The sequence below is a fragment of the Pseudomonas sp. 2FG genome (genome assembly GCF_005502935.1).
In the GTDB taxonomy this organism is placed as follows: Bacteria; Pseudomonadota; Gammaproteobacteria; order Pseudomonadales; family Pseudomonadaceae; genus Aquipseudomonas.
The window spans coordinates 103,357-128,646 of record NZ_SCMP01000005.1 but is presented as its reverse complement, the minus strand read 5'-3'; the positions used below and the strand labels follow the sequence as shown (position 1 = coordinate 128,646).

26 protein-coding genes are annotated in these 25,290 nt (G+C 61.4%); 6 read left to right on the top strand and 20 right to left on the bottom strand.

Annotated features, from left to right (window positions below; all coding sequences use genetic code 11):
* Nucleotides 1–29 precede the first annotated feature (29 nt).
* From FFS13_RS07215 to rnd, 6 genes are all read right to left on the bottom strand, one after another.
* Nucleotides 30–917 (bottom strand): LysR substrate-binding domain-containing protein, encoded by an 888-nt coding sequence (locus FFS13_RS07215; RefSeq protein WP_137818415.1) that lies wholly within the window; start codon nucleotides 915–917, stop codon nucleotides 30–32.
* A gap of 60 nt (nucleotides 918–977) precedes the next feature.
* On the bottom strand, nucleotides 978–2,201 hold the full coding sequence (locus tag FFS13_RS07210; RefSeq protein ID WP_171006438.1) for a hypothetical protein: 1,224 nt from the start codon (nucleotides 2,199–2,201) through the stop codon (nucleotides 978–980).
* A gap of 87 nt (nucleotides 2,202–2,288) precedes the next feature.
* Nucleotides 2,289–2,738: a YcgN family cysteine cluster protein gene (locus FFS13_RS07200; protein WP_137818414.1), complete on the bottom strand. Its 450-nt coding sequence runs from the start codon at nucleotides 2,736–2,738 to the stop codon at nucleotides 2,289–2,291.
* Between the two features lie 85 nt (nucleotides 2,739–2,823).
* Nucleotides 2,824–3,756: a D-2-hydroxyacid dehydrogenase gene (locus tag FFS13_RS07195; RefSeq protein WP_137818413.1), complete on the bottom strand. Its 933-nt coding sequence runs from the start codon at nucleotides 3,754–3,756 to the stop codon at nucleotides 2,824–2,826.
* 127 nt (nucleotides 3,757–3,883) lie between these two features.
* Nucleotides 3,884–4,177, bottom strand: coding sequence for a YcgL domain-containing protein (locus FFS13_RS07190; protein ID WP_137818412.1), 294 nt, complete (start codon nucleotides 4,175–4,177; stop codon nucleotides 3,884–3,886).
* Entirely contained in the window at nucleotides 4,174–5,313 is a 1,140-nt protein-coding gene (rnd, locus tag FFS13_RS07185; RefSeq protein ID WP_137818411.1) for a ribonuclease D, read from the bottom strand. Before rnd ends, FFS13_RS07190 begins: the two co-directional genes overlap by 4 nt.
* A gap of 134 nt (nucleotides 5,314–5,447) precedes the next feature.
* Here rnd and FFS13_RS07180 point away from each other — a divergent pair, with 134 nt between their 5' ends.
* From FFS13_RS07180 to FFS13_RS07165, 4 genes are all read left to right on the top strand, one after another.
* Entirely contained in the window at nucleotides 5,448–6,509 is a 1,062-nt protein-coding gene (locus FFS13_RS07180; protein WP_137818410.1) for an SMP-30/gluconolactonase/LRE family protein, read from the top strand.
* A 132-nt stretch (nucleotides 6,510–6,641) separates the two neighbouring features.
* Nucleotides 6,642–7,496, top strand: coding sequence for a sulfurtransferase (locus tag FFS13_RS07175; protein WP_137818409.1), 855 nt, complete (start codon nucleotides 6,642–6,644; stop codon nucleotides 7,494–7,496).
* Nucleotides 7,497–7,768: 272 nt separating this feature from the next.
* Entirely contained in the window at nucleotides 7,769–8,248 is a 480-nt protein-coding gene (locus FFS13_RS07170) for a hypothetical protein (RefSeq protein ID WP_137818408.1), read from the top strand.
* Nucleotides 8,249–8,414: 166 nt separating this feature from the next.
* Entirely contained in the window at nucleotides 8,415–9,674 is a 1,260-nt protein-coding gene (locus tag FFS13_RS07165) for an OmpP1/FadL family transporter (protein ID WP_137818407.1), read from the top strand.
* A 79-nt stretch (nucleotides 9,675–9,753) separates the two neighbouring features.
* Here FFS13_RS07165 and FFS13_RS07160 read toward each other — a convergent pair whose 3' ends face one another.
* Both FFS13_RS07160 and FFS13_RS07155 read right to left on the bottom strand, forming a co-directional pair.
* Complete coding sequence (locus tag FFS13_RS07160; protein ID WP_137818406.1) at nucleotides 9,754–10,794, bottom strand: DUF2167 domain-containing protein; 1,041 nt, start codon at nucleotides 10,792–10,794, stop codon at nucleotides 9,754–9,756.
* Between the two features lie 116 nt (nucleotides 10,795–10,910).
* The gene (locus FFS13_RS07155; protein WP_137818405.1) at nucleotides 10,911–11,462 is read right to left on the bottom strand and encodes a glutathione peroxidase; all 552 of its coding nucleotides are present in this window, start codon (nucleotides 11,460–11,462) and stop codon (nucleotides 10,911–10,913) included.
* A gap of 320 nt (nucleotides 11,463–11,782) precedes the next feature.
* Between FFS13_RS07155 and FFS13_RS07150 the strand changes: the two genes are divergently transcribed.
* The gene (locus FFS13_RS07150) at nucleotides 11,783–13,903 is read left to right on the top strand and encodes a hypothetical protein (RefSeq protein ID WP_137818404.1); all 2,121 of its coding nucleotides are present in this window, start codon (nucleotides 11,783–11,785) and stop codon (nucleotides 13,901–13,903) included.
* Between the two features lies 1 nt (nucleotide 13,904).
* Nucleotides 13,905–14,780, top strand: a complete 876-nt coding sequence (locus FFS13_RS07145) for a RelA/SpoT family protein (RefSeq protein WP_137818403.1) — start codon at nucleotides 13,905–13,907, stop codon at nucleotides 14,778–14,780.
* Between the two features lie 277 nt (nucleotides 14,781–15,057).
* On the opposite strand, the gene FFS13_RS20035 is transcribed toward FFS13_RS07145, so the two are convergent.
* The 12 genes from FFS13_RS20035 to FFS13_RS07090 form a co-directional block, all read right to left on the bottom strand.
* Complete coding sequence (locus FFS13_RS20035; RefSeq protein ID WP_256657839.1) at nucleotides 15,058–15,180, bottom strand: hypothetical protein; 123 nt, start codon at nucleotides 15,178–15,180, stop codon at nucleotides 15,058–15,060.
* Nucleotides 15,177–16,385, bottom strand: a complete 1,209-nt coding sequence (locus FFS13_RS07140) for an MFS transporter (protein WP_137818402.1) — start codon at nucleotides 16,383–16,385, stop codon at nucleotides 15,177–15,179. The genes FFS13_RS20035 and FFS13_RS07140 overlap by 4 nt, the downstream gene beginning before the upstream one ends.
* 46 nt (nucleotides 16,386–16,431) lie before the next feature.
* Entirely contained in the window at nucleotides 16,432–16,845 is a 414-nt protein-coding gene (locus tag FFS13_RS07135) for a MarR family winged helix-turn-helix transcriptional regulator (protein ID WP_137818401.1), read from the bottom strand.
* Nucleotides 16,846–16,917: 72 nt separating this feature from the next.
* The gene (locus FFS13_RS07130; protein ID WP_137818530.1) at nucleotides 16,918–17,652 is read right to left on the bottom strand and encodes an adenosylcobinamide-GDP ribazoletransferase; all 735 of its coding nucleotides are present in this window, start codon (nucleotides 17,650–17,652) and stop codon (nucleotides 16,918–16,920) included.
* A gap of 9 nt (nucleotides 17,653–17,661) precedes the next feature.
* The gene (cobC, locus tag FFS13_RS07125; protein WP_137818400.1) at nucleotides 17,662–18,234 is read right to left on the bottom strand and encodes an alpha-ribazole phosphatase family protein; all 573 of its coding nucleotides are present in this window, start codon (nucleotides 18,232–18,234) and stop codon (nucleotides 17,662–17,664) included.
* Nucleotides 18,231–19,286, bottom strand: coding sequence for a nicotinate-nucleotide--dimethylbenzimidazole phosphoribosyltransferase (gene cobT, locus FFS13_RS07120; protein ID WP_137818399.1), 1,056 nt, complete (start codon nucleotides 19,284–19,286; stop codon nucleotides 18,231–18,233). The genes cobC and cobT overlap by 4 nt, the downstream gene beginning before the upstream one ends.
* Nucleotides 19,283–19,804 (bottom strand): bifunctional adenosylcobinamide kinase/adenosylcobinamide-phosphate guanylyltransferase, encoded by a 522-nt coding sequence (gene cobU, locus FFS13_RS07115; RefSeq protein WP_137818398.1) that lies wholly within the window; start codon nucleotides 19,802–19,804, stop codon nucleotides 19,283–19,285. The genes cobT and cobU overlap by 4 nt, the downstream gene beginning before the upstream one ends.
* Nucleotides 19,805–19,817: 13 nt before the next feature.
* A complete protein-coding gene (locus tag FFS13_RS07110; RefSeq protein ID WP_137818397.1) occupies nucleotides 19,818–21,269 on the bottom strand; it encodes a cobyric acid synthase in 1,452 nt (483 codons plus the stop codon).
* A complete protein-coding gene (cobD, locus tag FFS13_RS07105) occupies nucleotides 21,266–22,279 on the bottom strand; it encodes a threonine-phosphate decarboxylase CobD (RefSeq protein ID WP_137818396.1) in 1,014 nt (337 codons plus the stop codon). Before cobD ends, FFS13_RS07110 begins: the two co-directional genes overlap by 4 nt.
* Nucleotides 22,272–23,237 (bottom strand): adenosylcobinamide-phosphate synthase CbiB, encoded by a 966-nt coding sequence (gene cbiB / locus FFS13_RS07100; RefSeq protein ID WP_137818395.1) that lies wholly within the window; start codon nucleotides 23,235–23,237, stop codon nucleotides 22,272–22,274. The genes cobD and cbiB overlap by 8 nt, the downstream gene beginning before the upstream one ends.
* A complete protein-coding gene (gene bluB, locus FFS13_RS07095) occupies nucleotides 23,234–23,899 on the bottom strand; it encodes a 5,6-dimethylbenzimidazole synthase (protein ID WP_137818394.1) in 666 nt (221 codons plus the stop codon). The genes cbiB and bluB overlap by 4 nt, the downstream gene beginning before the upstream one ends.
* 13 nt (nucleotides 23,900–23,912) lie before the next feature.
* The gene (locus FFS13_RS07090) at nucleotides 23,913–25,217 is read right to left on the bottom strand and encodes a cobyrinate a,c-diamide synthase (RefSeq protein ID WP_137818393.1); all 1,305 of its coding nucleotides are present in this window, start codon (nucleotides 25,215–25,217) and stop codon (nucleotides 23,913–23,915) included.
* Nucleotides 25,218–25,290: the final 73 nt, after the last annotated feature.

The window sequence follows — 25,290 nt, the reverse complement described above, 5'->3', positions numbered from 1 at the left end:
ACGATTTTCGCGGAACCCTTGAATTTAATTCAGGGGTTTTCCAGCTGATCGTTTAGCCAATCGACGAACTGCAACACCGCCGGTTTCTCCAGGCGAATGCGCTCGCAAACGAGGGCGTACTGCCCGAGCGAGGTCACGCTGGCGGCGAAAGGCCTGACCAGGCGCCCGCTGGCCAGGTCCTCGGTGGCCGTCAGGTTGTCGCCCATGGCCACGCCCTGCCCTTGCGCGGCGGCCTCCAGGGCCAGGCCGGCGTGGGGGAAGTACAGCTGGCGACTGGCCTGGATATCCCCAGCGTGGGTGGTCAGCCAGGCCATCCAGGTCTTGCCGTCCTGATCGTCATGCAACAGGCAATGGCGAGCCAGGTCGCGCGGCTGTTTCAGGCTGCCCTGGTTGAACAGGCCGGGGCTGCACACCGGGAAGAACACCAAAGTGGGCAGAGGTCGCACGAAGTAGGCACTGGCATCCTCCGGGCCGGTGCCATAGGTGATGGCCAGGTCGATATCATTGCCCGGCACCCGGCCTTCCAGCGCCTGCTCGTGCAGGTGCAGGGTGATATGCGGGAAGCGTGCGCTGAAGTCGGCCAAGCGACTGACCAGCCATTTTTGCGCCAGCTCGGCGGTGACCGCGACACGCAGTTGCGCTTGCGAGCCGGGGTCGCGCAGCTCGTCGCAGGCTTCGCCAATCAACTCGAAGGCTTGTTGCAGGCTGTGCAATAAACGCTGCGCGGCCGGCGTCGGGCTGACCTGGCGGCCTTCGCGAACGAACAGACTGGCGCCGAGCTGCTCTTCCAACTGGCGAATCTGATGGCTGACGGCGCTATCGGTCACGCAGAGTTCAGCGGCAGCACGACCGAAATGCGCGTGGCGGGCGGCGCATTCGAAGGTGCGCAAGGCGGTGAGCGAGGGTAGGCGGCGCATGAAAACTCTCAGGAACGCAATGCGCTGAATCCTCGCCCAGCGCGGCAATGACGTCCAGGCTTAACGCAGCAGTGGCGTATCCAGCACCTTGGAAGGTGCTCCCATCAGCCCCTCGGTGACCTCGATAAAGTCCTGGGTGCTGACCACATCCATGCGCATCAGGCCGCGGCTGACGTCATCCAGCGAGCGCTGATTCTCGCTGCGCTGACGGATTTCTCGATCCAGTTCCTGCAACAGCAACACCGCCCGGGCGGTGGTCGCGCCGCTCGCGCTCTCGCCGCGCAGGCTGCCGACCTGGCTGCTCCATCGGCTCAGGTTGGCGCGCACAGCCTGGTAACGCTCCTCGCTCATGCCACCGGCACGGCGCACCAGTTCGATGGCGTAATACTCGGCCAGGCCTTCGCTGATCCAGTCGCTCTTGTCGGTGTCGCGGATGCGGCTGAACACATGCACCAGTTCGTGCACCAGGGAACTGGTGCCATTCTCGCTGACCAGCGGCCGGTCGGCGTGCATGAATAAGGAATTGGACGCCGACAAGCCGCCACGCCACAGCGGATCGCCGGCGCCGACCACCAGCAGCTTGGCCGGGTCACGGGGGAATACCGCCTGCACTTCGGGCCAGACGAAGGTCAGCAGCGTGAGGATGTCCATCCGCCGCATGCCTGCGCCGATGGGGGCGGCGATGGTGACCTCGGTTTCACCGAGCTTGCTGCGGCGGCTGCCGATTTTACCGGCGAGTATCCAACCGGTCGGGCGGTCGAACTGGCGTGAGGGGTTGTCGATCCGAAAACGATTCTTGCCGATCCGCGGCCAGCCGGTTTCAACGCTTTTCCAGCCGTTTGGCAGGGCGAATTCGAGGCGCGAGACCAACTCGACAACGCTCTTCTGCTTCAGTTGCGCGCTGGGCACCAGGTCATCGCCACGCAGCAACGCCCAGTCCTCGGTCAACCGCGCATCGAAGCTGCCGGACTTGCGCGGATGGCTGATACGCACGCGGTAGCTCAGGCTGGCCTTACCGGCCGCCGGCTGCCAGATGCCGCGCTCGCTGCCCTGCTGCTGCCAGTTGCCGTCGGCCTTGAAGTCGCTGTAGTAACCCTTGTTGCCGAGATCGAAGTTCAGGCTTCTGACGGCCTCGCCCTGCTCCAGGGTTAGGCGCACTTCGGCCTGATCGCTCTGCGGCAAGAACCGCACGTGGTAATCCAGATCGACCTTCTGCACAGCCCACAGTGGTGTACTCAAGGCCAGCAAGACGACGGACAGCAGCAGATTCAAGCGGGTGGGCATTGCAGAGGGTTCCTTAGGGCCTGTTCACGAGCTGCTGCGCAGTTCACTCCCTATGAGTCGGCCGGCTTCGATTGATTCAGCGCCGACTCAGCCGGAGCGGAAAATCATGTAATCCTCCCAGTCATCCTCGGCCACGCTGTTTTCACTGAGCATGTTGCCGGCCTGGGAAATACCGGCGTTGTGCACCATCTGCGGATCGCCACACACCAGCGGGTGCCAGTGATGCAGATCCTTACCCTCGGCCACCAGGCGGTAACCGCAGGTCGGCGGCAACCATTGGAACTGGCTGGCCTGCCCTGGCGTGAGCTGGATGCAATCGGGCACGAACTTGCGTCTATTGCCGTAATCGGTGCAGCGGCAGCTGTTCAGATCGAGCAACTTGCAAGCGATGCGCGTGTAATAGACGCTGCCGTCGTCCTCATCTTCGAGCTTTTGCAGGCAGCACAGGCCGCAGCCGTCGCACAGCGATTCCCACTCGTCCTGATCGAGTTGGTCGAGGGTTTTGCGTTTCCAGAAGGGTTCGACTTTGGCGGCCATGGCGATGGTTACGGAGTGACTGGCGAAAAGGCCGGCAGTCTAGCCCGGCGCCACGACCCGGCCAAGGCCGCGACGCCGAACGGCTTTAATAACCGCGGGCGAAATCCACCTGGCCGCGCATGGCTTCGCCGGCCTGATAGCGCTTGAGGTTGTCGAGGAACAGCTGCGCCATCAGCTTGGGCTGCGTCGGCGCCGAGCTGTGGCCGGTCAGCAGCAAGCCGAATGCGGTCCAGAATGGGTGACGAGCAGGCAACGGCTCCTGACGACACACGTCGATCACCGCGCCCGCCAGATGGCCCTCGCGCAGCGCGGCCACCAAGTCGGCGTCGACCACGGCGATGCCGCGCCCGGCGTTGATAAACAGGGCGCTGGGTTTGCACTGGGCGAACAGTGCGGCGTCGTAGATATCCTGGGTGGCCGGGGTATCCGGCAGGAGGTTGATTACATAGTCGGCCTGCGCCACCAAACGATCGAGATCGGCCAGCCCGGCGACTTCCACGAAGGGCGCCAGGGCCCGCGGCTCACGGGCGACACCGAGCAACTCGACGGCAAAAGGCGCGAGGAACTGCGCCACGCTCACACCGATGTCGCCGGCGCCGACGATCAGCACGCGGCGGCCGGCGAGACTGTGCGGCAGGCGGTTGTCCCAGTGCCGCTCGACCTGGCTGGCCAGACGCGCCAGCAATTCGCGTTCATGGGCGAGCATATAGGTCAGCACATACTCGGCCATCACCTGGCCGAAGATACCGACCGCACGGGTCAGTCGATAATCGTGCGGCAACTCCTTGGCCAGCAGCGGCGTAATGCCGGCCCAGGTCGACTGCAGCCACTGCGGCTGGTGGCCTTTACGCAGCAGCGGCGCGAGCAGATCCGGCTGCCCCAGCCAGAGTGGGCAGTCAACGGCCAGTTGCGCCAACTCGGTAGGATCATCGCTGGCCCGCACCTCCAACGCAGGCTCTGCGCGACGCAATAAGTCGGCATAGGTAGCGTGGTGCTGCTCGGCAATCAGGACGCGCATGACTTAAAACCTTTCAAAAACATAGCCAGCCACCGTTAACCGCCCGGTAGCAATTGCAGTAATTAGGGGTAATGCCCGTAGGCATGAGACGGCCTACGGCAAGGCGCTCGCGCCGTTCAGCTGCCGCTTAAAGCGGATCGTTGCGGCGCAGTAGCTCTTCCGGCAGATGCTCGATGTACTCGTCTTCGGCCGGCGGCATTTGCAGGTGATAGCCCTGGCTGTCGAGGTTTGCCAGCACCTTGTGGATGTCCTCACGGGCCAATTGCCGCTCGGGGTTGAGCACCAGATCGAAGGTGTGCAGCGGCGCGCCAAACGCCGTGAGTAGCGACTCCGGCACCCGCTTCAGCGCATCCGCCTTGAGCACGTAGAGGTACATCTCGTTCTTGCGCGGGCTTTTATAAATCGAGCAGATACGTTTCATGCTTGTTCTTCCTGGGGGTGCGCAGCCAAGCTGTCGAGCAGTGCCTGGCCCATCAATTCACGCCGCCAGCCGCGCAGGGACTCGGGCAATTGGTAAGGGCCGTTGGGGTAGCCGCTTTTCAGCAGCGCTTCGAGGGTCTTCTTGCGCAGCATCAGCTCGGGCGCCATGTCCAGCCGCTCGGCTTCGCGCTGGCCGATGGCACGCAGGGCCTTGAGCAGCGTCGCGGCTTCCATCGGCAGCGGCTCGGGCAATGCCTGCGGCCACTCGGCGGCTGGGGTGGCGGCCGCCTGCTTGATCAGCTGGAGAATGAAGTCGCCATCCTGACGCACGGTCTTGGGGTGCATATCGTCGATACGCGCCAATGCGACCAGGTTGTCCGGCTGGGTGCGAGCCAGCGGCCACAGCGAGTTTTCCCGAATGATCCGGTTGCGCGGCTGATTCCTCGCCCGCGCCTCACGCTCGCGCCAGGCGCACAGCTCCCGCAGGACCGCGAGCTGTGCCGGCGAGAGTTTCCAGGCCAGTTTGGCCTCGCGGTAGAGCTCATCCGGATCGATTTCGCGGCGCAGGTTGATGACCAGCTCGGCACCGTCCTCCAGCACCCAGGCGGTTTTCTCGGCCGACAGCTTGGGCCGCAAGGCCTCAAAGATCTGCGCCAGGTGCAGGGCATCTTCGGCGGCGTAGCTGATTTGCGTCTCCGAGAGCGGGCGCTGCAGCCAGTCCGAGCGGGTCTCGCCCTTGGGCAGTTCAATTCCCAGCACGGCCTGCACCAAGCGCGAGTAGCCCATGGAGAAGCCTAGGTTGAGGTAGGCGGCCGCCAGTTGGGTGTCGAACAGCGGCGCCGGCAGGCTGCCGGTCAGGCGCAAAAACACTTCCAGATCTTCGCTGCAGGCGTGCAGTACCTTGAGCACCGCCGGGTTTTCCAGCAGTGCGGTAAAGGCCGTCCAGTCCTGAATCAGCAAGGGGTCGAGCAGATAAACCCGTGCGCCGTCGCAGATCTGCAGCAGACCGGCGATCGGATAGAAGGTGTCGACCCGCATGAATTCGGTATCGAGGGCCACGTAAGGCAGGCGCTGCCACTCGGCACAGCGTTGCGCCAGGCTGACGTCGTCACGAATCCAATGAATATCGATGGCCACATGACTCTCCTTAAATAATGGCGCGCAGTATATATCGACCCCGCCGCTTGCCGGACATTCCCGGCTTGCCCTGTGCCATGCGCGCTCCTATGCTGCCGGCGCTTGTCCGACAAGAATCAGAACAAGGATATGTCATGCAAAAGCTTCTGGGCCTGCTTGCCCTGCTGCTCGCCGCCGCAGCCATCTACCTCGCCGTCACCCCCAGCCCGATCGAGCCGCTGGCCTGGGACGCGCCGCAAGCACCGGCCATGACCGGTGTGCTGGAACCCAACGACACCCTGATGAAGGCCGAGCTGCTTGCCCAAGGGCAGATCCAGGGCCCGGAAGATACCGCCGTCGATGCCCAGGGCCGGCTCTACGCCGGCCTGCAAGACGGCAAGATAGTGCGGATCAAGACCGATGGCAGCCTGGAAACCTTTGCCGACAGCCAAGGCCGGCCCTTGGGCATGGACTTCGACGCCAACGGCAACCTGGTCGTCGCCGATGCCTATAAAGGCTTGCTCAGCATCGACCCGCAAGGGCAGATCAAGGTGCTCAGCACCCAAGCCGAGGGGCAGCCGTTGCGTTTCACCGATGATGTGGAGATCGCCAGCGACGGACGGATCTACTTCTCCGATGCCTCGAGCAAGTTCGAGCAACCGGATTATCTGCTCGACCTGCTCGAGGCTCGCCCCCATGGTCGCCTGCTGCGCTACGACCCGACGACCGGCAAGACCGAGGTACTGCTCAAAGACCTGTACTTCGCCAATGGTGTAGCCCTGTCGGTCAAGGAAGACTTCGTGCTGGTCAACGAAACCTACCGCTACCGCATCACCCGCTACTGGCTGAGCGGGGAAAAAGCCGGCACTCAGGAGATCTTCATCGACAACCTGCCGGGCCTGCCGGACAACCTGCAAGGCGATCACGCCGGCACCTTCTGGGTTGCCCTGCCTTCAGCGCGCAAAGCCGATGCCGACTTCCTGCACCAATATCCGTGGCTGAAAGCGCAGCTTGCCAAGCTGCCGCGCAGTCTGTGGCCGAAGGTAGTTCCCTACGGCTTGGTCATCGCCGTCAACGAGCAGGGCGAAATCCTCCGCAGCCTGCACGACACCAGCGGTGCGCACCTGCGCATGGTCACTTCGGCCAAGCCGGTGGGGGGCTACCTGTACTTCGGCAGCCTGGACAACGACCGCATCGGCAAGCTGAAGATCGACTAAGCCTTGCCGGCTGAAGGCTCCCCGCGCCGGCAGGATGGCGTTGCGGCTGCGGTCATGGGTGGCCGGAGTCACTGCGCTGCGCCGCCTGCGTTTATGATGCGCACTGACCTCGATACGACTCAGGAGCCCGTCATGCCCCTCGCACAACTGCTCAGCCCCCAACAACTGGCCGCCCGCCTAGGCCAATCCAACTTGCTGATTCTCGACTGCCGATTCGCTCTCGATGACGCTGCCTACGGTCAACGCAGCTACGCCGAAGGGCATATCGCCGGCGCTCAATTCGCCGATCTGGAGCTCGACCTCTCCGGGCCTATCGTCAAAGGCCGCACCGGTCGCCATCCATTGCCAGAACCGGCGGTGCTGATTGAGCGCTTGCGCAGTTGGGGCCTGGACGCTGCCAGCGAGGTGGTTGTGTATGACGACGGTCCCGGTGCCTTTGCGGCCCGCGCCTGGTGGCTGCTAGCCTGGCTGGGCAAGCGCGACGGCGTGTTCCTGCTGGATGGCGGTTTGCAGGCCTGGCGCGCAGCGGGCCTGGCGTTGACGGCCGAGCCGACTAGCGCCAGCCGGGGCCATTTTCACGGCCAGCCCGACGCCAGCCTGCTAGTGAGTGCCGAGCAGTTGCAGCAACGTCTTCACGACCCACAGCTGACCCTGCTGGATGCGCGCGCCTTGCCGCGCTTTCGCGGCGAAGTGGAGCCGATCGATCCGGTTGCCGGGCATATCCCCGGCGCGCAGTGCGCGGTATTTACCGACAACCTCGGTGCCGATGGGCGTTTCCTGCCGGCCGCACAATTGCGTCAGCGTTTCGCCAGCCAACTCGGTCAACGCTCGCCGGCCGGCCTGGTGGCCTATTGCGGTTCCGGCGTGACGGCCTGTCATAACCTGTTCGCCCTGAGTCTCGCCGGCTATGCGCTGGCACCGCTGTACGCCGGTTCCTGGAGCGAATGGATTACCGACCCACAGCGCCCCATCGCCAAAGGCGAGTGAGGCGTACGACCGATCGACCCTCTGAAACTCGCCTGCAGGGCTCTAGCAGGCCATTTGCCACCCTTGCAGTGGGAAACGCCTGCTAAGCACCAAGCGGAATATCGACAATAACCAAAAGCTGGAAACGATTTAAAAACAGCCCTTTACAGCCGAAAGATCGCACTAGACTTCAACATGAGCGGCTAACCCCGCTCCCGGTGGGGCCTTTCTAGAACAATGAATAGAAGCTGCCATGCGCCCTGGCCCCACCGGTCACCTTTCGCGAGGCTTATATGGGCATTGCCGCCAGCGAGTTACGTCAGCACGTTATCCGCCCTACCCTCCTCTACCTGGGGCGTCATTCAGCCAGCGCCGAAGCCCTCTTGCTCGGTGCCGCCGCCTGCCAGTCGGCACTCGGCTCGGCCCTTGACGACCGCCGCGGCCACGGTCTCTACCGCATCGCCGCACTGCGTCATCAACTGCTCTGGGATCGCCATCTGGCCCTCGACCCCGAGCTGGCCAGTCAAGTGCGTGGGCTGGCCAGCCAGCATGCTTTCCTGGCTGCGCCGCACCTCGAGCTGACGGTGAATCTGCGCTACGCCACCGCCATCGCCTGGCTGCTGGTGGAAGCCGAAAAGACGCCGCTGCCCGATGCCGACGACCTACTCGGCTTGGCCCATGTATGGCGCCAGGTGTTCCAGCCGCAGGGCCGCTTACGCGACTTTATGACGGCTTGGCAGCACTGCATCGGCAACTTCAGCCAGGTCGCTTAAGCAGCTGCAAGCGTGCAAGTACCGCTGTACAAGATCGCTGCAGATGCCATCACTTTGACTTAGATTGTCCGACAAAAGCGCTCTAGTTCGCGGTTTTTAGCGACTGGCCAGAGCCTGGAAATCCTGCTAATTTTCGCGCCCCGCGATACCCCACAGGATTTCCCCGATGAAACAAGCCTGGTTCAAGACCACCCTCGCCCTGGCCATCGGCGCCGCTTCCAGCTACAGCCTGGCCAGCGGCTTTGCCCTCAACGAACAAAGCATCAGCAGCATGGGCACGGCCTATGCCGGGCGCTCCTCTTCCGCCGACGACGCCACCACCGTCTTCGGCAACCCAGCCGGCATGTCCCATCTGAAGCGCGAACAAGTCAGCGGCGGCCTGGCCCTGCTGAACGCAAAGACCGATATCGACGATGCCAGCGGAAGCTCCGGCGGCAGCAATGACGGCGATATGGTGCCGCTCGTCGGCGTGCCCATGGGTTACTACGTCAAACCGCTGGACGACCAGTGGACCTTCGGCCTGGGCGTGTACGCGCCCTTCGGTCTGGTGACCGACTATGAAAGCAGCTTCCAGGGCCGTTACTACGGTGACCGCAGTGCAGTGCGTGTCATCACGCTGCAGCCAACCCTCAGCTACCAGATCAACGATCGACTCTCGGTCGGTTTTGGCCCGACCATCAACCGCATCGACGGCGAACTGACTTCCGCAGTACGCAATCCTTTTGGCGGCGCTGACGGCGAAGTGAAGATCACAGGCGACGACGTTGCCGTAGGTTTCAACGCTGGCGTGCTGTACGAGATGACAGCGCACACCCGCCTGGGCCTGGCCTACCACTCGATGGTCGACTACACCCTCGAAGGTGACACCAGGATTTCCGGCAGCGGCCTCTTCGCCAGCGCCGCCGGCAAGTACGACGCCTCCCTGGATCTGAAAACCCCGGAGTCGGTGGATCTCTCCGTGACCCATGAGCTCAACGACAGCTGGACGCTCTACGCCGGCAGCACCTGGACACGCTGGAGCCGCCTGGAAGAAATCAGCGTCGACAGCCAAGGCCTCATAGGCCCATTGGCACCTGTGTTGGGCACCATCACCGAAGAACAGAAATGGCATGACACCTGGTCCTACGCGGTCGGCGCGGCCTACAAGCTGAACCAGCAATGGCTCCTGCGCGCCGGCCTGGCCTATGACCAGACGCCGACCAACAACCAATTCCGCTCGCCGCGCATCCCGACCGACGACCGCAAGATCCTCAGCCTCGGCGCCGCCTGGAGCCCCAACGCTGACATCAGCGTCGACCTGGCCTACTCCTATCTGAAAGAAGATGACGCGGATATCGAGCTGAACAGTCCTCTCAAGGGCTCCTACAACGCCACCTACAAAAACACTGCGCACGGCTTCGGCACGCAAGTGACGTACCGTTTCTAATCGCTTAGACAGGGGTCGCGCGACGCCCGCGCGGCGACCATAAAGCTGGCGCTCAGACTCGTAGGGTGGGCTTAACCGATCAGGGCTGCGTGGGTTTCTCGTCGTGACTCAAATCCAGCACGGTAGTCGCCGGAGCGATTGGCGGCGCCGGCGGCTCCTGGCTGGCCAGCGGTTCGGCAACCGGCAGCGGCTTGGCCTGCCTGCCACGCAACCGCTTGATCAGCCAGACGCCAGCGGCAATCAGAATGAACCAGAACTTCTTCAGTAGTAGCAATGCCGCCGCCAGCAGACCTGCCTTAGCCGCCACCTTGCCGGCGATCAGCGCACCCAGGCCGTAAGCGGCGACCTTGTCCAACTCGGGATTGAAGTCGGCGTAGCGGTTGCCATCGTTGAACTCGGTCATGGCCAGAACGCCCGGCAGGTTCTGCTCGATAGCGGCCAGTTGCCCCATGTCGGCGACAAAATTGAGCACCAGCACGCCCTTACGGCCGAGCACGCGGATGTTGTAGTTGAGGGTGTTGCGCTCGGCCTCGCCGAATTTCAGCTCCTTGGCCCAGTACAATTTTTTGCCTTCGGCGTCGTAATGCGGCTTGGTGGCCCAGCCGATCAGGGCCACCGGCTCGTAGCCCTGTTCACTGCGCCACTGGTTGTTGGCGATCGAATCTTCCTGCATGCCTTTGAGCATTTCGTCGTAGTCGATGTCCGCAGCATCCTCATCGGAGACGTAGCCGTTCTCCTCGTACTCGATGGTCACCGCCCACGACTCGCCCGCCAGCGGGGAAATCCCGGCGGGCAAGATCATACCCAAGGGCAACGGCTCACTCGGCGGGTTACCCCAGGCCTCGGTCAGGACCCGCTCGGCATCTGCGCTATCGAGGAAGACAAATTGCTCCGGCAGATCCAGAGTCGCCAGGTTGGCGCCGATGACGACTTTGCCTGTTCGCAGGTGCAGGCTCTCAACGAACTGCTCGTCCGTCACGGTCGGCTCTTGTTCGGCGGAGCTCTCGGCGGCGACCTCGTCCTGCACCTGCGCGGCAGGCTCTTCGGCGGCTTGGCTGGTTGAGGCATAGGGAATGGCGGCGGCCAACAGGCCCGCCAGGATCAGTTCCTTGATCGACATCGGTAACTCCATGGTGGGGGGGAATAAAGCAGTAGAAGACCTTAGCAAAACCGGCAACTGTCAGCCGGCAGAGCACAGTATCAGGCTCGGTGCGCTGCTGGCCTGCGCGGCCAGCATCAGGGCTGCGAGGCGATGGCCTTCTCCACTGCGGCACGCAAATCTTCGTCATCCGGCTTGGTCAAGCTGGAGAAACTGGCAATCACCTTGCCCTGGCGGTCGACTACATACTTGTAGAAGTTCCAGCGCGGCGCGCTGCTCTGCTGCGCCAGGTCCTTGAACAGCGGGATGGCCTGATCGCCGGTGACCCGCTGTGGCTCGGTCATGGCAAAGGTGACGCCGTAATTGACGTAGCAGACCTTGGCGGTCTCGGTGGAGTCGGCGGCTTCCTGCTTGAAGTCGTCCGAAGGTACGCCGAGCACTTCCAGGCCCTGAGCCTGATAGCGCTTATACAGGGCCTCCAGCCCCTTGAACTGCGGGGCGAAACCGCAATGGCTGGCGGTATTGACCACCAGCAAGGGCTTGCCGGCAAAGCGCTGGCAGAGATCGATGCTGCCCTTGGCCCGCAGTCTTGGCAGCTCGCCCTGCAACAATCGCGGGCACTCGGCAGCCAACAACGGGCCGGCCAGCGCGGCGAGCAAGAGTGGGAAGACCAACATGCGCAAGGTCATGGCTTAGATCCTGAAAGAACAAACTGGTGAGCCACGCTACTCGCCCTCTCCCACCACGGCAATCGGCCGCGCGTGACTCGCTCGATCTGACCACCTGTTTGCATCCGATTCGACCCTCGCGACTGTGCTGAGCCGGTCACCTGACAAAAGAGTCGTGCGAACGGCACAGATCGGCCAAAAGTGGACGGTGAGTAGAGCACCTGCACCCAATAAAAAATTAATCTCGTAATCTATAACTTATAGATTTGTGCCCCCTCAACATTGGTATCATATGGACACCGTCAATGGCAGATTTTTACCATGGAATCAGGGAGTGAAACATGATAGATCCCCGCTCATTAGCAAAAATATATAATCAATATGGATTCGAAGCAGCCAAGTGCCGAGAGGATGGCATTTATGTTTTTACTATTCGATCAGGCCATTTCCACAATGCCGATATTGTAAAAATAGGTGATGTTGGCGACGAGGAAAAGGTATTTGACGAATTCAAGAGATCTGGCTATGCATGTAAAATAAGAAAATACCAAAACACTGAGGCAGTAGAAAAGGAGCTATTTAAGGGGTTTTTCTCGGTCGACTCAACTAAGTCTCGCCTAGAGAAGGAGTATGATAAACATGCAGAAGCAATTACCAAAATACATTCTGACAATGGCACATACTCATACATTAATTCAAAATATACAATCAACGAAAAACAAGGCGAATGGGATGTCGTCAATGAAATTTATTCAAGGCTGGCCTCCAGAAAACCTATACTTTTTTTAGTGGAAGCAGCTGCAGGCTTTGGAAAAACCTGCACCGCTTTTGAACTACTAAAAAAGATAACAAATTTATCTGATGACAAAGTCCCTCTCTTTAGTGAGCTCTCCAGAAACAGGCAAGCCAAAATATTTCGTTATGTTTTGCTAGATGAAATTGATCGTAGTTTTCCATTGCTAAGTTCCGCCCTCGTAAGATCTGAGATCCAAAATGGAAATGTTCCTGTTATTCTTGATGGTTTCGATGAGTTACTTCATCAAAGCAAGAACAAAGAGAGCGAAGGCTACGACAATACTGAGCCGATGCTTGAAACCATTGGAGAACTGCTAAAAAAATCAGCAAAGGTCATTCTTACAACGCGCCGCACTGCTATTTTCGATGGGGATGAATTTCATAACTGGGTAGAAACACATAATGATGACTTTGAAATTTATCGTATAAGAATAAGCGAACCAACAATTAACGATTGGATCCCGCTCAGCCGGCTAGACGAGTTGAGACGGCTCAGTTTTCCAATTGAGCGCCTGAACAACCCTGTACTTTTATCTTATATTCGATGCATCACGGATCAAGATTTCCTAGAGGTCATTGACACCCCTGACCTAATAGTTGAGAAATACTTCAACTCTATGTTGGAGCGAGAACGCAAACGCCAGGACTTGCGGGTACTACCGAACGATCAATACAAAATTCTCAAACATATCGCAAAAGATATGATTGCTTTAGATTACACGTCGGAGTCGAGAGATTATATCTCTGATCTTATTGCTGACGCCTTCAGCGAGCTACTTGACAATGCTCGCAAACAGTACCCCGCTGACGAAAGACCAACACTTGACGAACTTGTAACTAAGCTTGCTGGCCATGCGCTCTTGGACAGAAGTGCAGATGATGGACAAGGTATTGGCTTCGTTAATGAGTTTGTACTAGGGAATTTTTGCTCAGAGTTAATCATGGAGGAGACATCTGGCGAATGGGTTGGCAATAGCCGATTTGTAGAGCCGTCTGTAGTGGCCGCTATGCCAAGATCTCAACATCGACGAGAAAAGCTATGGCGAGCACTAAAGTTTTTCTTGGAGTTTCTTCCAGCAAAAGAAAAGCTTTCATACACTATCGACCTAACAGGAAAAGCAGACATTGAGCTTTCCGACAACACCATAGAAAGCTTAGAAATTAATAATGTTGAACTCGGAAAATCTTACGAAGTAAGGAACTACTTATTTATCGGTTGCACTTTCACCAATACGACCATTTACACTGATCGATTGATAAATGTAACTTTTGTAAACTGCAAGTTTTATAACTGCAAAATAGATAAGCAAGGCAATAACGGAGAGATCTTTACTTTAGGATGCCATAGTGATTCTACAGAGTTCCTAAGCGAGCTATCGAAAGCTGATGACATCCCCAACGGTTCAAATTTGGATCAGATCGAAGCACTGAAAGCTGAGATTTATGTGTTAGAAAAATTTTGGCCTAAAGGGCGCCCTACGTTCACAAAGCATCGCCCAATAAAAGGGATTTGCGCTAACAATAATACTTTCCGCCAAGATCAAATTCTATCAGCCATCTCAGCCCTCAAAAACAAGCAGTATTTATTTGAAGGCGACAAAATAAGTTTTCTTGAGTTAAACATGATCTTTATTCCTGAAATCAAAACGCTGCTAGGGAAGGTCTGACATGTATAACTCTTCTGAAATGCGTGTCGCTAAGCAGTTGCAGGAAACAATTGAATCAGAACTTGCAAGACTAGGGCTATTGTGTAGAGTTTTTTCTAGAGCCAAGTCAGACCACTCAATGGCAACAAAACTGGAACGAGAACCTGGGAAATACAGTAGTACCGGGAAAAAAATCCAAGACATGTTTGGTGTTCGCGTTGCACTCTATTTCTTAGATGACCAGAAGATAGCAATCGATACACTAAAAAAGACATTTACCTATGATGATCAATCATCAACCATAGACGCTCCAACGGGAAGCAGCTTTTCCGCAACTCGTTGCAATTTGATATTTCATCTACCAGAAGCACTAGCCGAGAGCAGCACTATATTCAAAAGATATGATTGCTTAGATAAAACTTTCGAAGTTCAAATTAGAACGGTGTTATCAGAGGGGTGGCATGAGGTAGAGCATGACTTGAGGTTCAAATGCAAGGAGGACTGGGAGAATCATACAGACTTAGACAGAGCGCTTAATGGGATTTATGCCAGTCTAGAAACCTCGGACTGGAGTATGCTAAAACTCTTAGAGGATTTAGCATATCGCCATTACAAATCGTCCGAGTGGACGCAGATGCTCAGAGCTAAATTTCGCCTTCGTTCAAACGGCGTAATTAATTCGGGTATCACTGCTGTGCTAAATGAAGATACAAGTATTGGTAAGCTGCTATATAGGGTAGATCGAACAAAACTTATGGAGAAGTTAGCCAATAATAGAATTTCACTCCCTATAACACCCGACAATATAGTATTTTTATGTAATTTTTACTTTGTAAAATCAGAAAAAATTACTGCCTTAACCCCGCACCCAATTCTTGATATTTTTGAAGAGGCATAGATAGCGTCACATGACCTGCTATATCTGCTTTGAGTCGACTTCAGCCAGTCACGACCGGCTCAGTTCGGCCAAAAGTTTCTGATCGTTCCCAGGCTCCTGCGTTGGAGCGCAGCGGCTCTGCTTGTCACTCAACCATAAGAACCTGTTCAAGATCGTCGCGAGCACAGGTCAGGCAAGGCGAACACAGGCGAGGAAGCGGAGTTTATGCGTGGTAAATGAGCATTCCGAGCCTGTTTTCAACGCCGCATGACCAAGTGCAGCAGATATTGAGCAGGTTCTAACAGGCGCCCATGCCCAATTGCAGCAACGCCAGCCCGCCACGCTGCCAGCCCCACCAGATCAGCGCCAGCATGATCAGCCCGCCAGCGAGCCCGAGCGACCAGCCTATCGAACGTTTCATGCCGTACTCACCTCCGCCTGCAAACGCGCCACCGGCTGCTCGCGCACCGGCCAGTTGAGCGCCGCCGCGAGCAGGCTGAGGAGAATCGCAATCTGCCAGACCAGGTCATAACTGCCGGTACGGTCATACAGATAACCGCCCAGCCAGCCGCCGAGAAAGGCGCCCAACTGGTGGAAGAGGAAGACGATGCCGCCGAGCATCGACAGGTTACGCACGCCAAACAGCGTCGCCACAGTGCCATTGGTCAGCGGCACGGTGGACAGCCACAGCAACCCCATCGCGATGCCAAAGACGTAGGCACTCCAGACGCTCAATGGCGCCAGGATAAACCAGGCAATCACCAGCGCCCGCGCCAGGTATAGCGCGGTGAGCAGGCGGGGTTTCGACATCCGCCCGCCGAGCCAGCCGGCGCAGTAGGTGCCGAACACATTGAACAACCCGACCAGCGCCAACACCGTGGTGCCCACCTGCGCCGGCAGGTGTTGATCGATCAGGTAAGCCGGCAGATGCACCCCGATAAACACCACCTGAAAACCGCAGACGAAAAAGCCCAGTGCCAGCAGCCAGAAACCGGAATGGCCGACGGCCTCGCGCAGCGCCTCCAGCAAGGTCTGCTCATGGCCCAGCAGCGGCAACGGCCGATCACGCAGCATGCCCACCAGCGGCACGATCAGCGCGACCAATGCGCCAAGGGCTAACAGCGCCGCCGACCAGCCCAACCAACCGATCAAACCCAGGGTACCCGGCAACATGGCGAATTGGCCGAAAGAACCCGCCGCACTGGCGATCCCCATGGCCATGCTGCGCTTCTCGGCCGGCACCGCGCGGCCGACTACCCCGAGCAGTACCGAAAAGGAGGTGCCGGACAGGCCAATCCCGATCAGCAGACCGGCACTCAACGACAGCGACCAGGGCGAGTCTGCCAGCCCCATCAATACCAGCCCGGCGGCATACAAAACGCCGCCGACCAGGACCACCCGCGACGCACCGAAGCGGTCGGCCAGCGCACCGGTAAACGGCTGCGCCAAGCCCCAGATCAGATTCTGCAAGGCGATGGCAAAGGCAAACACCTCACGCCCCCAGCCAAATTCTGCGCTCATCGGCGCAAGGAAGAGGCCGAAGCCATGGCGGATGCCCAGCGATAACGCCAGAATCAGCGCCGCGCCGACCAGAATCCACACACTTGCCCGCCAAGTAGTCGTCATCACCCTCTCCAAATGCGGGTATATACCCGCTTAATCGCGCAAAAAATCAAACGATGCTTTCCAAATCATCCAGCAGCAAAATCAGCGCTTCGCGCTTGCCCTCGCCCAGACGCGAGGCCAACTGCGCCTGGGCATCCTTCCAGGCCACCTGCGCCTGAGCGATGCGCTCACGTCCGCCGGGGCTGATCTGCACCAGGCGACTACGTTGATCCTCGCCACCGCCCAGAACAATCAGGCCTTCGGCTTGCAACAGCTTGAGATTGCGCCCCAGCGTGCTGCGATCTAGGCCCATGGCCACGGCCAGTTCGGAAATGCTCGGCTGGTCCAGCCGCTGCAGATGGCTCAGCAAGGAATACTGCGCAACACTCAAGCCGATATCGCGCAGGGCATCGTCATAGAGCCTGCTGACGCTACGTGCCGCGCGACGCAGTTTGGTGCAAAGGCATTGGGTCATTAACATAACTGCGTGTATATACCCGCAATCTACAGCAGGTCAAGCCTCAACAGCTTGACCCGCGACTCGGGTTGTCGATCAGCGGTAAGCCAGTGCCAAGCTCAGCAATACCGCACACTCAACCAGTTCCACCATAGCGCCGGCGGTATCGCCGGTGGTACCGCCAAGCCGGGCGGTCATCCGCCGCCGCAGCCAGGTAAACAGCAGCAAGGCGCACGCCAGCGCCAGTAGCCCCTGCCAGCCCAACAGCAGCATGGCCAAGCCATGTGCGCCGAGCACCCAGGGCAGCGTCTGCCGCGGCAAATGCTCGGCCAGCGCCTGACCCAGGCCGCCGGCGCGCACATAGGGCGTGCAGAGGAACAGCAACGGCAGCAGCGCCCGTGCCAGCCAGGGTGCCAGCAGCAACGCCGGCCCCTGACCCTGTTCGAGCAGCGCCACCAGTGCGGCGAACTTGAGCAACAGCAGCAGCACCAGCGTGACCACCGCAATCGGCCCGCTGCGCGGGTCTTTCATTATGATCAGGGTGCGTTCCCTATCACCCAGGCCGCCGAGCCAGGCATCGGCAGTGTCCGCCAGACCATCCAGATGCAGCCCACCAGTCAAGATCACCCAGGCCGCCAACAACACCGCCGCGTGCAACAGCAATGGAGCGCCGTTGAGCAGCGCGCTCAAGCCCCAGAGCAACGCGCCCAGCAACAACCCCACGGCCGGATACCAGAGCATCGAGCGCCCCAGCTGTTCCGATGTCGGCATGCCGGCCAGGCGGATCGGCAGGCAGGTGAGAAATTGCAGGGCGATCAAGAGTGGCTGAATCGACATGGCTTAGTGCTCGTTCAGCGCGAAAGGAATAGCGACGTCCAGCTGGAACAACGCGCCATGTCCGACCTCCACCTGCAACAACTGCTCACGCGGCAGGCCGCGCGCCTGGGCCAGCAGCAGCCGCATCACGCCGCCATGGGTAACCAGCAGCAGGCGCTGACCGGTGAAGCGGGCCGCCAGACGCTCGACTGCTGCCAGCACGCGCTCGGCGAACTGCAGCACGGGTTCGCCCTCGGGTGGCGTGAAGGCATAGGGATCGGCCCAGAACAACCCGAGTTCCTCGGCCTGCGTGTCCATCAATGCCGCCGCGCTGCGGCCCTCCCAGGCGCCGAAATGCAGCTCACGCAGATCCTTCTCCAGCAGCAGCGTCACGCCCCGCCGCTCCGCCAGTTCCCGGGCGAAGGCCGCACAGCGTTGCAGCGGCGAGCTGACGATCAGATCCCAAGGCCCAGCTTCAGCAACTGCCGCGCGCATCTGCGCCCAGCCGCTGGCGGTCAGCGCGTCGTCCAAGCTGCCACGAAAGCCGCCACCTAGCTCGGTTTCACCGTGGCGCAGCAAATCCAGCCGCAAGGTCATGCCGGGCGATCCGCCACAGCGGCTTCGGCAAAAGTCGCCATGTCGCTGTGCAGACGGCAGGCCAGTTGCACCAGCGGCACCGCCAACGCGGCCCCGCTGCCCTCGCCCAGGCGCAAGCCGAGCTGCAACAACGGCTGCGCCTGCAAGGCTTCCAGCACCGCCTGATGCCCCGGCTCGGCACCGCGATGGGCGAACAGCAACCACTGCCGGCAAGTGGAATTGATGCGCACCGCGAGCAGTGCCGCCACGCTGCAGATAAAACCATCCACCAGCACCGGCAAACCCTGCTGGGCGCAGGCCAGGTAGGCACCGACCAGCGCGGCGATTTCAAAACCGCCAAGGTGCTGCAACAGCGCCAGCGGCTCGCCCAGATGGGCCTGATGCAGCGCCAGCGCGCGCTCGATCACCGCGGTTTTATGCGCGACGCCAGCCGCATCCAGGCCGGTGCCGGGACCGACCATGTGCCACGCCGGGCAGCCCAACAAGGCGCAGGCCAGGGCGCTGGCAGAGCTGGTGTTGCCAATCCCCATCTCGCCGCCGATATACAGCTCGGCACCGACAGCCTGGGCCCGCCCTACGCTGTCACGGCCGGCTTCCAAGGCGATAAGTACTTGTGCCTGGGTCATCGCCGGGCCCTGGGCAAAATTCTGCGTACCGGCGCCAACCTGCAAATGCCGCACGTTCGGCAAGGGTTCCAGCGGCACCGCGGTGCCCAAATCGATAACTTCCAGGGCGGCACCCAATTGCCGCGCCAGCACGCTGATGGCCGCGCCGCCGGTCACGAAGTTGCGCAGCATCTGCCCGGTGACCGCCTGCGGATAGGCCGAAACACCCTCGGCCACCACGCCGTGATCGGCGGCGAAAATCGCGATCCACAGGCTATCGACGCTGGGTCGCTCGCGCCCCTGCATGCCGGCCAGGTCAATCGCTACCTGCTCCAACTGGCCGAGGGAGCCGGCCGGCTTGGTCAATTGCTGCTGGCGCGCCAGAGCCTTGTTGCTGGCGATGGCATCCAGCGGCTGACAGGGTGCAGCCCACCAGGACAGACTCATAACGGCACTCCTTTGAGAATCATGGGTAAACCGGCCACGCTGAAAATCACCCGTTGGCAGCGCTCGGCCAGGGCCTGATGCAGCCAGCCCGCTTCATCGACATAACGGCGGGTCAGTTCGCCCAGCGGCACCACACCGAGGCCGGTCTCATTGCTGACCAGGATGATCCGCCCCGGCAGTTGCTCGATACCGGCCAGCAGCGCCTCACGCTCGGCCGCCAGCCGCGCCGGCTCATCCAGCATCAGCAGATTGGTCAGCCAGAGCGTCAGGCAGTCGACCAGCAGACACTTATCCTCTGCGGCGTTTTCCGCCAGCACGCGGGCCAGTGCCAGCGGCTCCTCGATCAGCCCCCACTCCAGCGGGCGACGTTCGCGGTGCTGCCGGATACGCGCACTCATCTCGCCGTCATGGGCTTGCGAGGTGGCGATATAGGTCACAGGCAAGCCGCTCTCTGCCGCCAGGCGCTCGGCCAAACGACTCTTGCCGGAGCGGGCGCCGCCCAAAATAAGTTCAATCATATGGACACCTTAGCTACAGCCCACAGAGTTCGCGCAACCGCGCACAGTCCAGATGCTGCTCGACCAGATCAGCCAAACGCTCCAGATCGCGTTCGCGCAGGGCGTGGTAGTCGACCGGCTGCACGTCACGCAAACCGGCCCAGCGCAACAACGCACTGCAGGCTGCCGGCGCTTCGAACAGGCCGTGCAGGTAGGTGCCGAGAATCTGCCCATCGACGCTCTGCGCGCCATCGTTGCGGCCATCGGCCAGGCGCACCGCGGCCAGATCCAGCGCCGGCCCGCTGGTGACGCCGGCATGGATTTCGTAACCGCTCACCGGCGCATCCTCCAGGCACAAATGGCCCTGGACATTGCGCAGTTGCTTTTCCGCTGCCAGCACGGTGTCGAACGCCAGCAGGCCGAAACCCGGGCTGGAGCCCGCCGCGCCTTCCAGCCCGAGCGGGTCGTGCAGATTGCGTCCGAGCATCTGCAAGCCGCCGCAAATCCCCAGCAGTTTGCCGCCATAGCGCAGATGCCGTTGCAGCGTCTCTTCCCAGCCGTTGGCACGCAGAAACGCCAGATCGGCTCGCACGCTTTTCGAACCGGGCAGGATGATCAGATCCGCCGCCGGAATCGGCTGGCCCGGCGCGACGAACTGCAAGTCGACCTGCGGGTGCAGGCGCAGCGGGTCGAAGTCGGTGTGGTTGCTGATGCGCGGCAGCACCGGCACCACCACCTTCAGCACCCGCTCGGCCTTGGGCGTCTGGCGGCGGTCGATGGCGTCTTCGGCTTCCAGATGCAGATCGCCGAGGTACGGCAGCACGCCGAGCACCGGCTTGCCGGTTCGCTGCTCGAGCCAGTCGAGGCCCGGTTGCAGCAGGCTCAAGGCGCCGCGAAAACGATTGATGACGAAACCCTGGACCCGCGCCTGCTCGCTTGCGGACAACAACTCCAGGGTGCCGACCAGGTGCGCGAATACGCCACCCCGGTCGATATCGGCAATCAGGATCACCGGGCAATCCACCGCTTCGGCAAAGCCCATATTGGCGATGTCGCCAGCCCGCAGGTTGATCTCCGCCGGCGAGCCGGCGCCCTCCACCATTACCACCTGGTAAGCGTCACTCAGGCGTCGATGAGATTGCAGCACCGCCTGCAGCGCGACCTTTTTGTAGTCGTGATAGGCCGCCGCCGCCATGCTGCTGATGGCGCGGCCGTGGATGATCACTTGCGCGCCGGTGTCACTGTTGGGCTTCAGCAGCACCGGGTTCATATCGGTGTGTGGCGCCAGACCACACGCCTGTGCCTGCACCGCCTGAGCGCGACCGATTTCGCCGCCGTCGGCCGTCACCGCGCTGTTGAGCGCCATATTCTGCGGCTTGAACGGCACCACCACGACGCCCTGGCGTTGCAACCAGCGACACAGCGCGGCGACCAGAGTGCTTTTACCGGCATCCGAGGTCGTGCCCTGGACCATTAAGGTACTCATGAAAACTCCAGCCGATAGGCCTGCAACGCCTGTTCGAGACGGGCCCAGCCCGCTTCATCCGCCGGCAGGCCGAAACGCAGGCTGCTGCTTTGTACTTTTTCTACAAACTGCTGCACGAACAGCCTGACCAGGATGCCGCGCCGGCCGAGGAAGTCCTGCAACGCCTGCGCCTCGGCGCTCGGCAGCCATTGGAACAACGCACAACCACCGGCAGGCGCAAAGCCATAGCGCCCGAGCAACCCGGCCAGACGCTCGCTGGCCTGGGCCGAGCGCCGGCGCTGCAACAGCTGCCCGTCGCCATCGCGCAGGCAGGCTGCACCGAGCACCCGGGTCGGGCCATTGATAGTCCAGGGCCCGAGCTGTTCGGCGAGCGCCTGCAACAGTTCGTTTGGCGCCAGGACGAAACCAAGCCGGGCACCGGCCAGGCCGAAGAACTTGCCGAACGAGCGCAGCACTATCAGTCCATCTCGGCCGCTGCTGGCCGCCAGACTATGTTCCGGCGTGTTGTCCATAAAGGCCTCGTCGACCACCAGCCAGCCACCCCGACGAGCCAGCCGCGCATGCCAATCGAGCAGTTGCGTCCGTTCGATCAGCCGCCCGGTTGGGTTGTTCGGGTTGACCAGCACCAATACATCGAGGCCGTCCAGGAAGAAGTCCACCTCACCCTCGCTCACCTCACGGACGCTATGCCCGCCCTTGCGCCAGGCCTCGGCATGCTCGGCGTAACAGGGTGACAACACGCCAACTTTGCCTGCGCGGCGCAGGCGCGGCAGCATCTGAATCGCGGCTTGCGAGCCGGCCACCGGCAACAGCTGGGCGGCTCCATAATAGGCGCGGGCGGCGGCTTCCAGGCCGTCTTCGGTTTCCGGCAAGCGGGCCCAAGCGCGCAGGGGAATCGCCGGCACCGGCCAGGGCCAGGGTGCGATGCCGGTGGAGAGATCGAGCCAGTCGGCCTCGGCAATCCCGTACTGGCGCGCCGCCAGTTGCAAACGCCCGCCGTGTTCAAGCATAGAGCCGGCCTCCTATCAGCAAGACCAGCAGCCAGAGCAGCACCCCGCGGCGCACCAGGCTGACCGCCCGTTCGATGGTCTGCGCATCGGCCGCCGGTCCTTCGCCCAGGCGCGGGCGCTGGTGCAACTCACCCTGGTAAACCGCCGGCCCGCCGAGGGCCACACCGAGCGCACCGGCACCGGCCGCCATCACCGGGCCGGCGTTGGGGCTGTCCCAGGTTGGCGCCTGGGTGCGCCAGCAACGCAGGGCCAGTCGGGTTTTGCCGAGCACGGCATACGTCAGCGCAACCAGCCGCGCGGGAATGTAATTGAGCAGGTCATCGATCCGTGCGGCGGCCCAGCCGAAACGCTCGAAGCGCGCGTTGCGATAGCCCCACATGGCGTCCAGGGTATTGCTCAGGCGGTACAGCACCACACCTGGCGCGCCAAGCAGAACGAACCAGAACAGCGCGGCGTAGACCGCATCGCTGCCGTTCTCCAGCACCGATTCGGTGGCGGCGCGGGCGACGGCCTCGTGATCCAGCTCGCCGGTCTGCCGGCTGACCAGGTAACCGACGCGTTCGCGCGCCCGGGGCAGATCATCCTCGCGTAGCGCCCGGGCCACCGGCTCGGCATGCTCGGCCAGGCTCTTCAAGCCGATGGCCGCATACAGCGCCAGCACCTCGACCAGCCAACCGACAGTGGGCAGCAAGCTCAACAGATAGGCCACCAGCGTCAGCGGCAACACGGCCAACACCCAGGCCGTGACCCCGTGACTGCGCCAGCCGCGGCCGATCTCCTGGTGCCTCATCCGGTTGTGCGGATCACCTTCTGCCGAAGGGGGCGCGAAGGGTCGGTTAAAGCGTCTTTCCAGTGCATCAGCCAGGCGCCCGAAAGCCACCAGCGGGTGCCAGCGTTTCGGCTCGCCCAGCACGGCATCCAGCGCCACGCCAGCCACAGTCAACAGGGCGATGCTCATGCCCGCTCACCCCGCTGCCGCTCTTCCCACTGATTGTCGAACACCAGTTCGGCCAGCGGCCTCGGTGTGGCCCAGCCTTCCTGCTGCAACATAGGTACGGGATAAAACTCCGGCACCGGGCCCAGGCACAGCACCGCCACCGGTTTCGCCCCGGCCGGTAAATGGAGCAGCGCGGCCAGGGCCTCGGGGTCGAACAAGGACACCCAGCCCAGGCCCAGGCCTTCCGCGCGAGCGGCGAGCCAGAGGTTTTGAATCGCACAGGCGAGCGAAGCCAGGTCCATTTCCGGCAAGGTGCGGCGACCGAACACATGGGCCTCGCGGCCGTCCATCAGGGCCATCACCAGCAACTCGGCGCAGTCGCGTATACCCTCGACCTTGAGCCGCATGAATTCATCCGAGCGCTGCTGCAAGGCCTCGGCCGTGCGCACCCGCTCCTCTTCCACCAGGCCATGAATAGCCTCACGCAAGCCGGCCCGGGTGATGCGGATAAACCGCCAGGGCTGCATCAAACCGACGCTCGGCGCCTGATGCGCCGCCTCCAGCAGACGCGCCAGCAGCTCAGGCGCGACCTGGCCGCCGCTGAAATGGCGCATGTCGCGGCGTTCGGCAATCGCGCGGTACACCGCCGCGCGCTCGGCTTCGCTGAAGGCGTGCTGGCTCATGCAGTTGACTCGCTCATGGCAGGAACAGGGCCGCAGCCGCCTGGGGATTGGACGGCAAATAGAAGTGGATATAGGAAGCGGTCAGCCGGCCGATCCGATAAACCGCCTCGGCCGTTCGCTTATAAGTCGGGCAGACGCCACGGGCCAGCGGCTCCAGGGCACAGTCCAGCTCCGAATAGTGGTAGGTGTGGCCACGCAGGCACCCTTCCGGCAATTCGATTTCCTGCAACGCCAGTGCCTTCAGGCGTTTGTGCATCAGCGCCTGGCCGGGCAGCAGACCGAGCAGCTCGCCACGCTCACCGTCTTTATCGGTCAGCGCCTCGAGCAGGTAGAGCATGCCGCCACACTCGGCGTGGATAGGTTTGCCGGCGGCGTGATGGGCATGAATCGCCGCGCTCATCGGCTGGTTCGCCGCCAGCCGTTGCAGGTGCAGCTCGGGGTAGCCGCCGGGCAGATAGAGGCTGTCTACCTCGGGTATCTCGGCGTCCCGCAGCGGCGAAAACTGAATCAGCTCGGCACCCAACTGGCGCAGCAGATCGAGGTTAGCCTGGTAGATAAAGGCGAACGAGGTGTCCCGCGCGACGCCGATGCGCACGCCGGCCAATAACGGCTCGATGGGCTGGCCCTCGAACAGCTCGGGCGCGGCAAAACTCACCGGCGCCGGCAAGCCGACGTCGGCACTCGCGGCCAGGGCATCGGCGGCGGCATCCAGACGGGCATCCAAGTCGGCCAGCTCTTCGGCCTGCACCAAGCCCAGATGCCGGCTCGGTAGTTCGATCGCGGCACTGCGCGGCAAGGCGCCGTACCAATGAATGTGCTTGGGCAGGCAATCGCGCAGGATCTCGCCATGGCGAATGCTGCCGGTGCGGTTGGCCAGCACCCCGGAGAACGGCAGATCGGCCTGGAAGGTGGCCATGCCGTGGGCCATGGCACCAAAGGTCTGGGCCATGCCGGAACCGTCGATCAGCGCCATCACCGGCACGCCGAAATGCCGCGCCAGATCGGCGGCGGACGGCGTGCCATCGAACAGGCCCATGACCCCTTCGATCAGAATCAAGTCGGCCTCGCCGGCGGCTTCCCAGAGCAGGCGACGGCTTTCCACCGCGCCGACCATCCACAGATCCAGCTGATAGACCGGCGCGCCGCTGGCGCGGGCGAGGATCATCGGATCGAGAAAGTCCGGCCCACACTTGAACACCCGCACCCGTTTACCCTGGCGCGAATGCAGGCGCGCCAAGGCCGCGGTGACGGTGGTCTTGCCCTGGCCGGAAGCCGGTGCGGCGATCAATAGGGCCGGGCATTGGCGGGTAGAACTCATGCGCTCAAACCTCGTCCGTAGGGTGCATTCGCCCGCAGGGCAATGCAGCGCATGGCCTCCGGATGGTGGATTG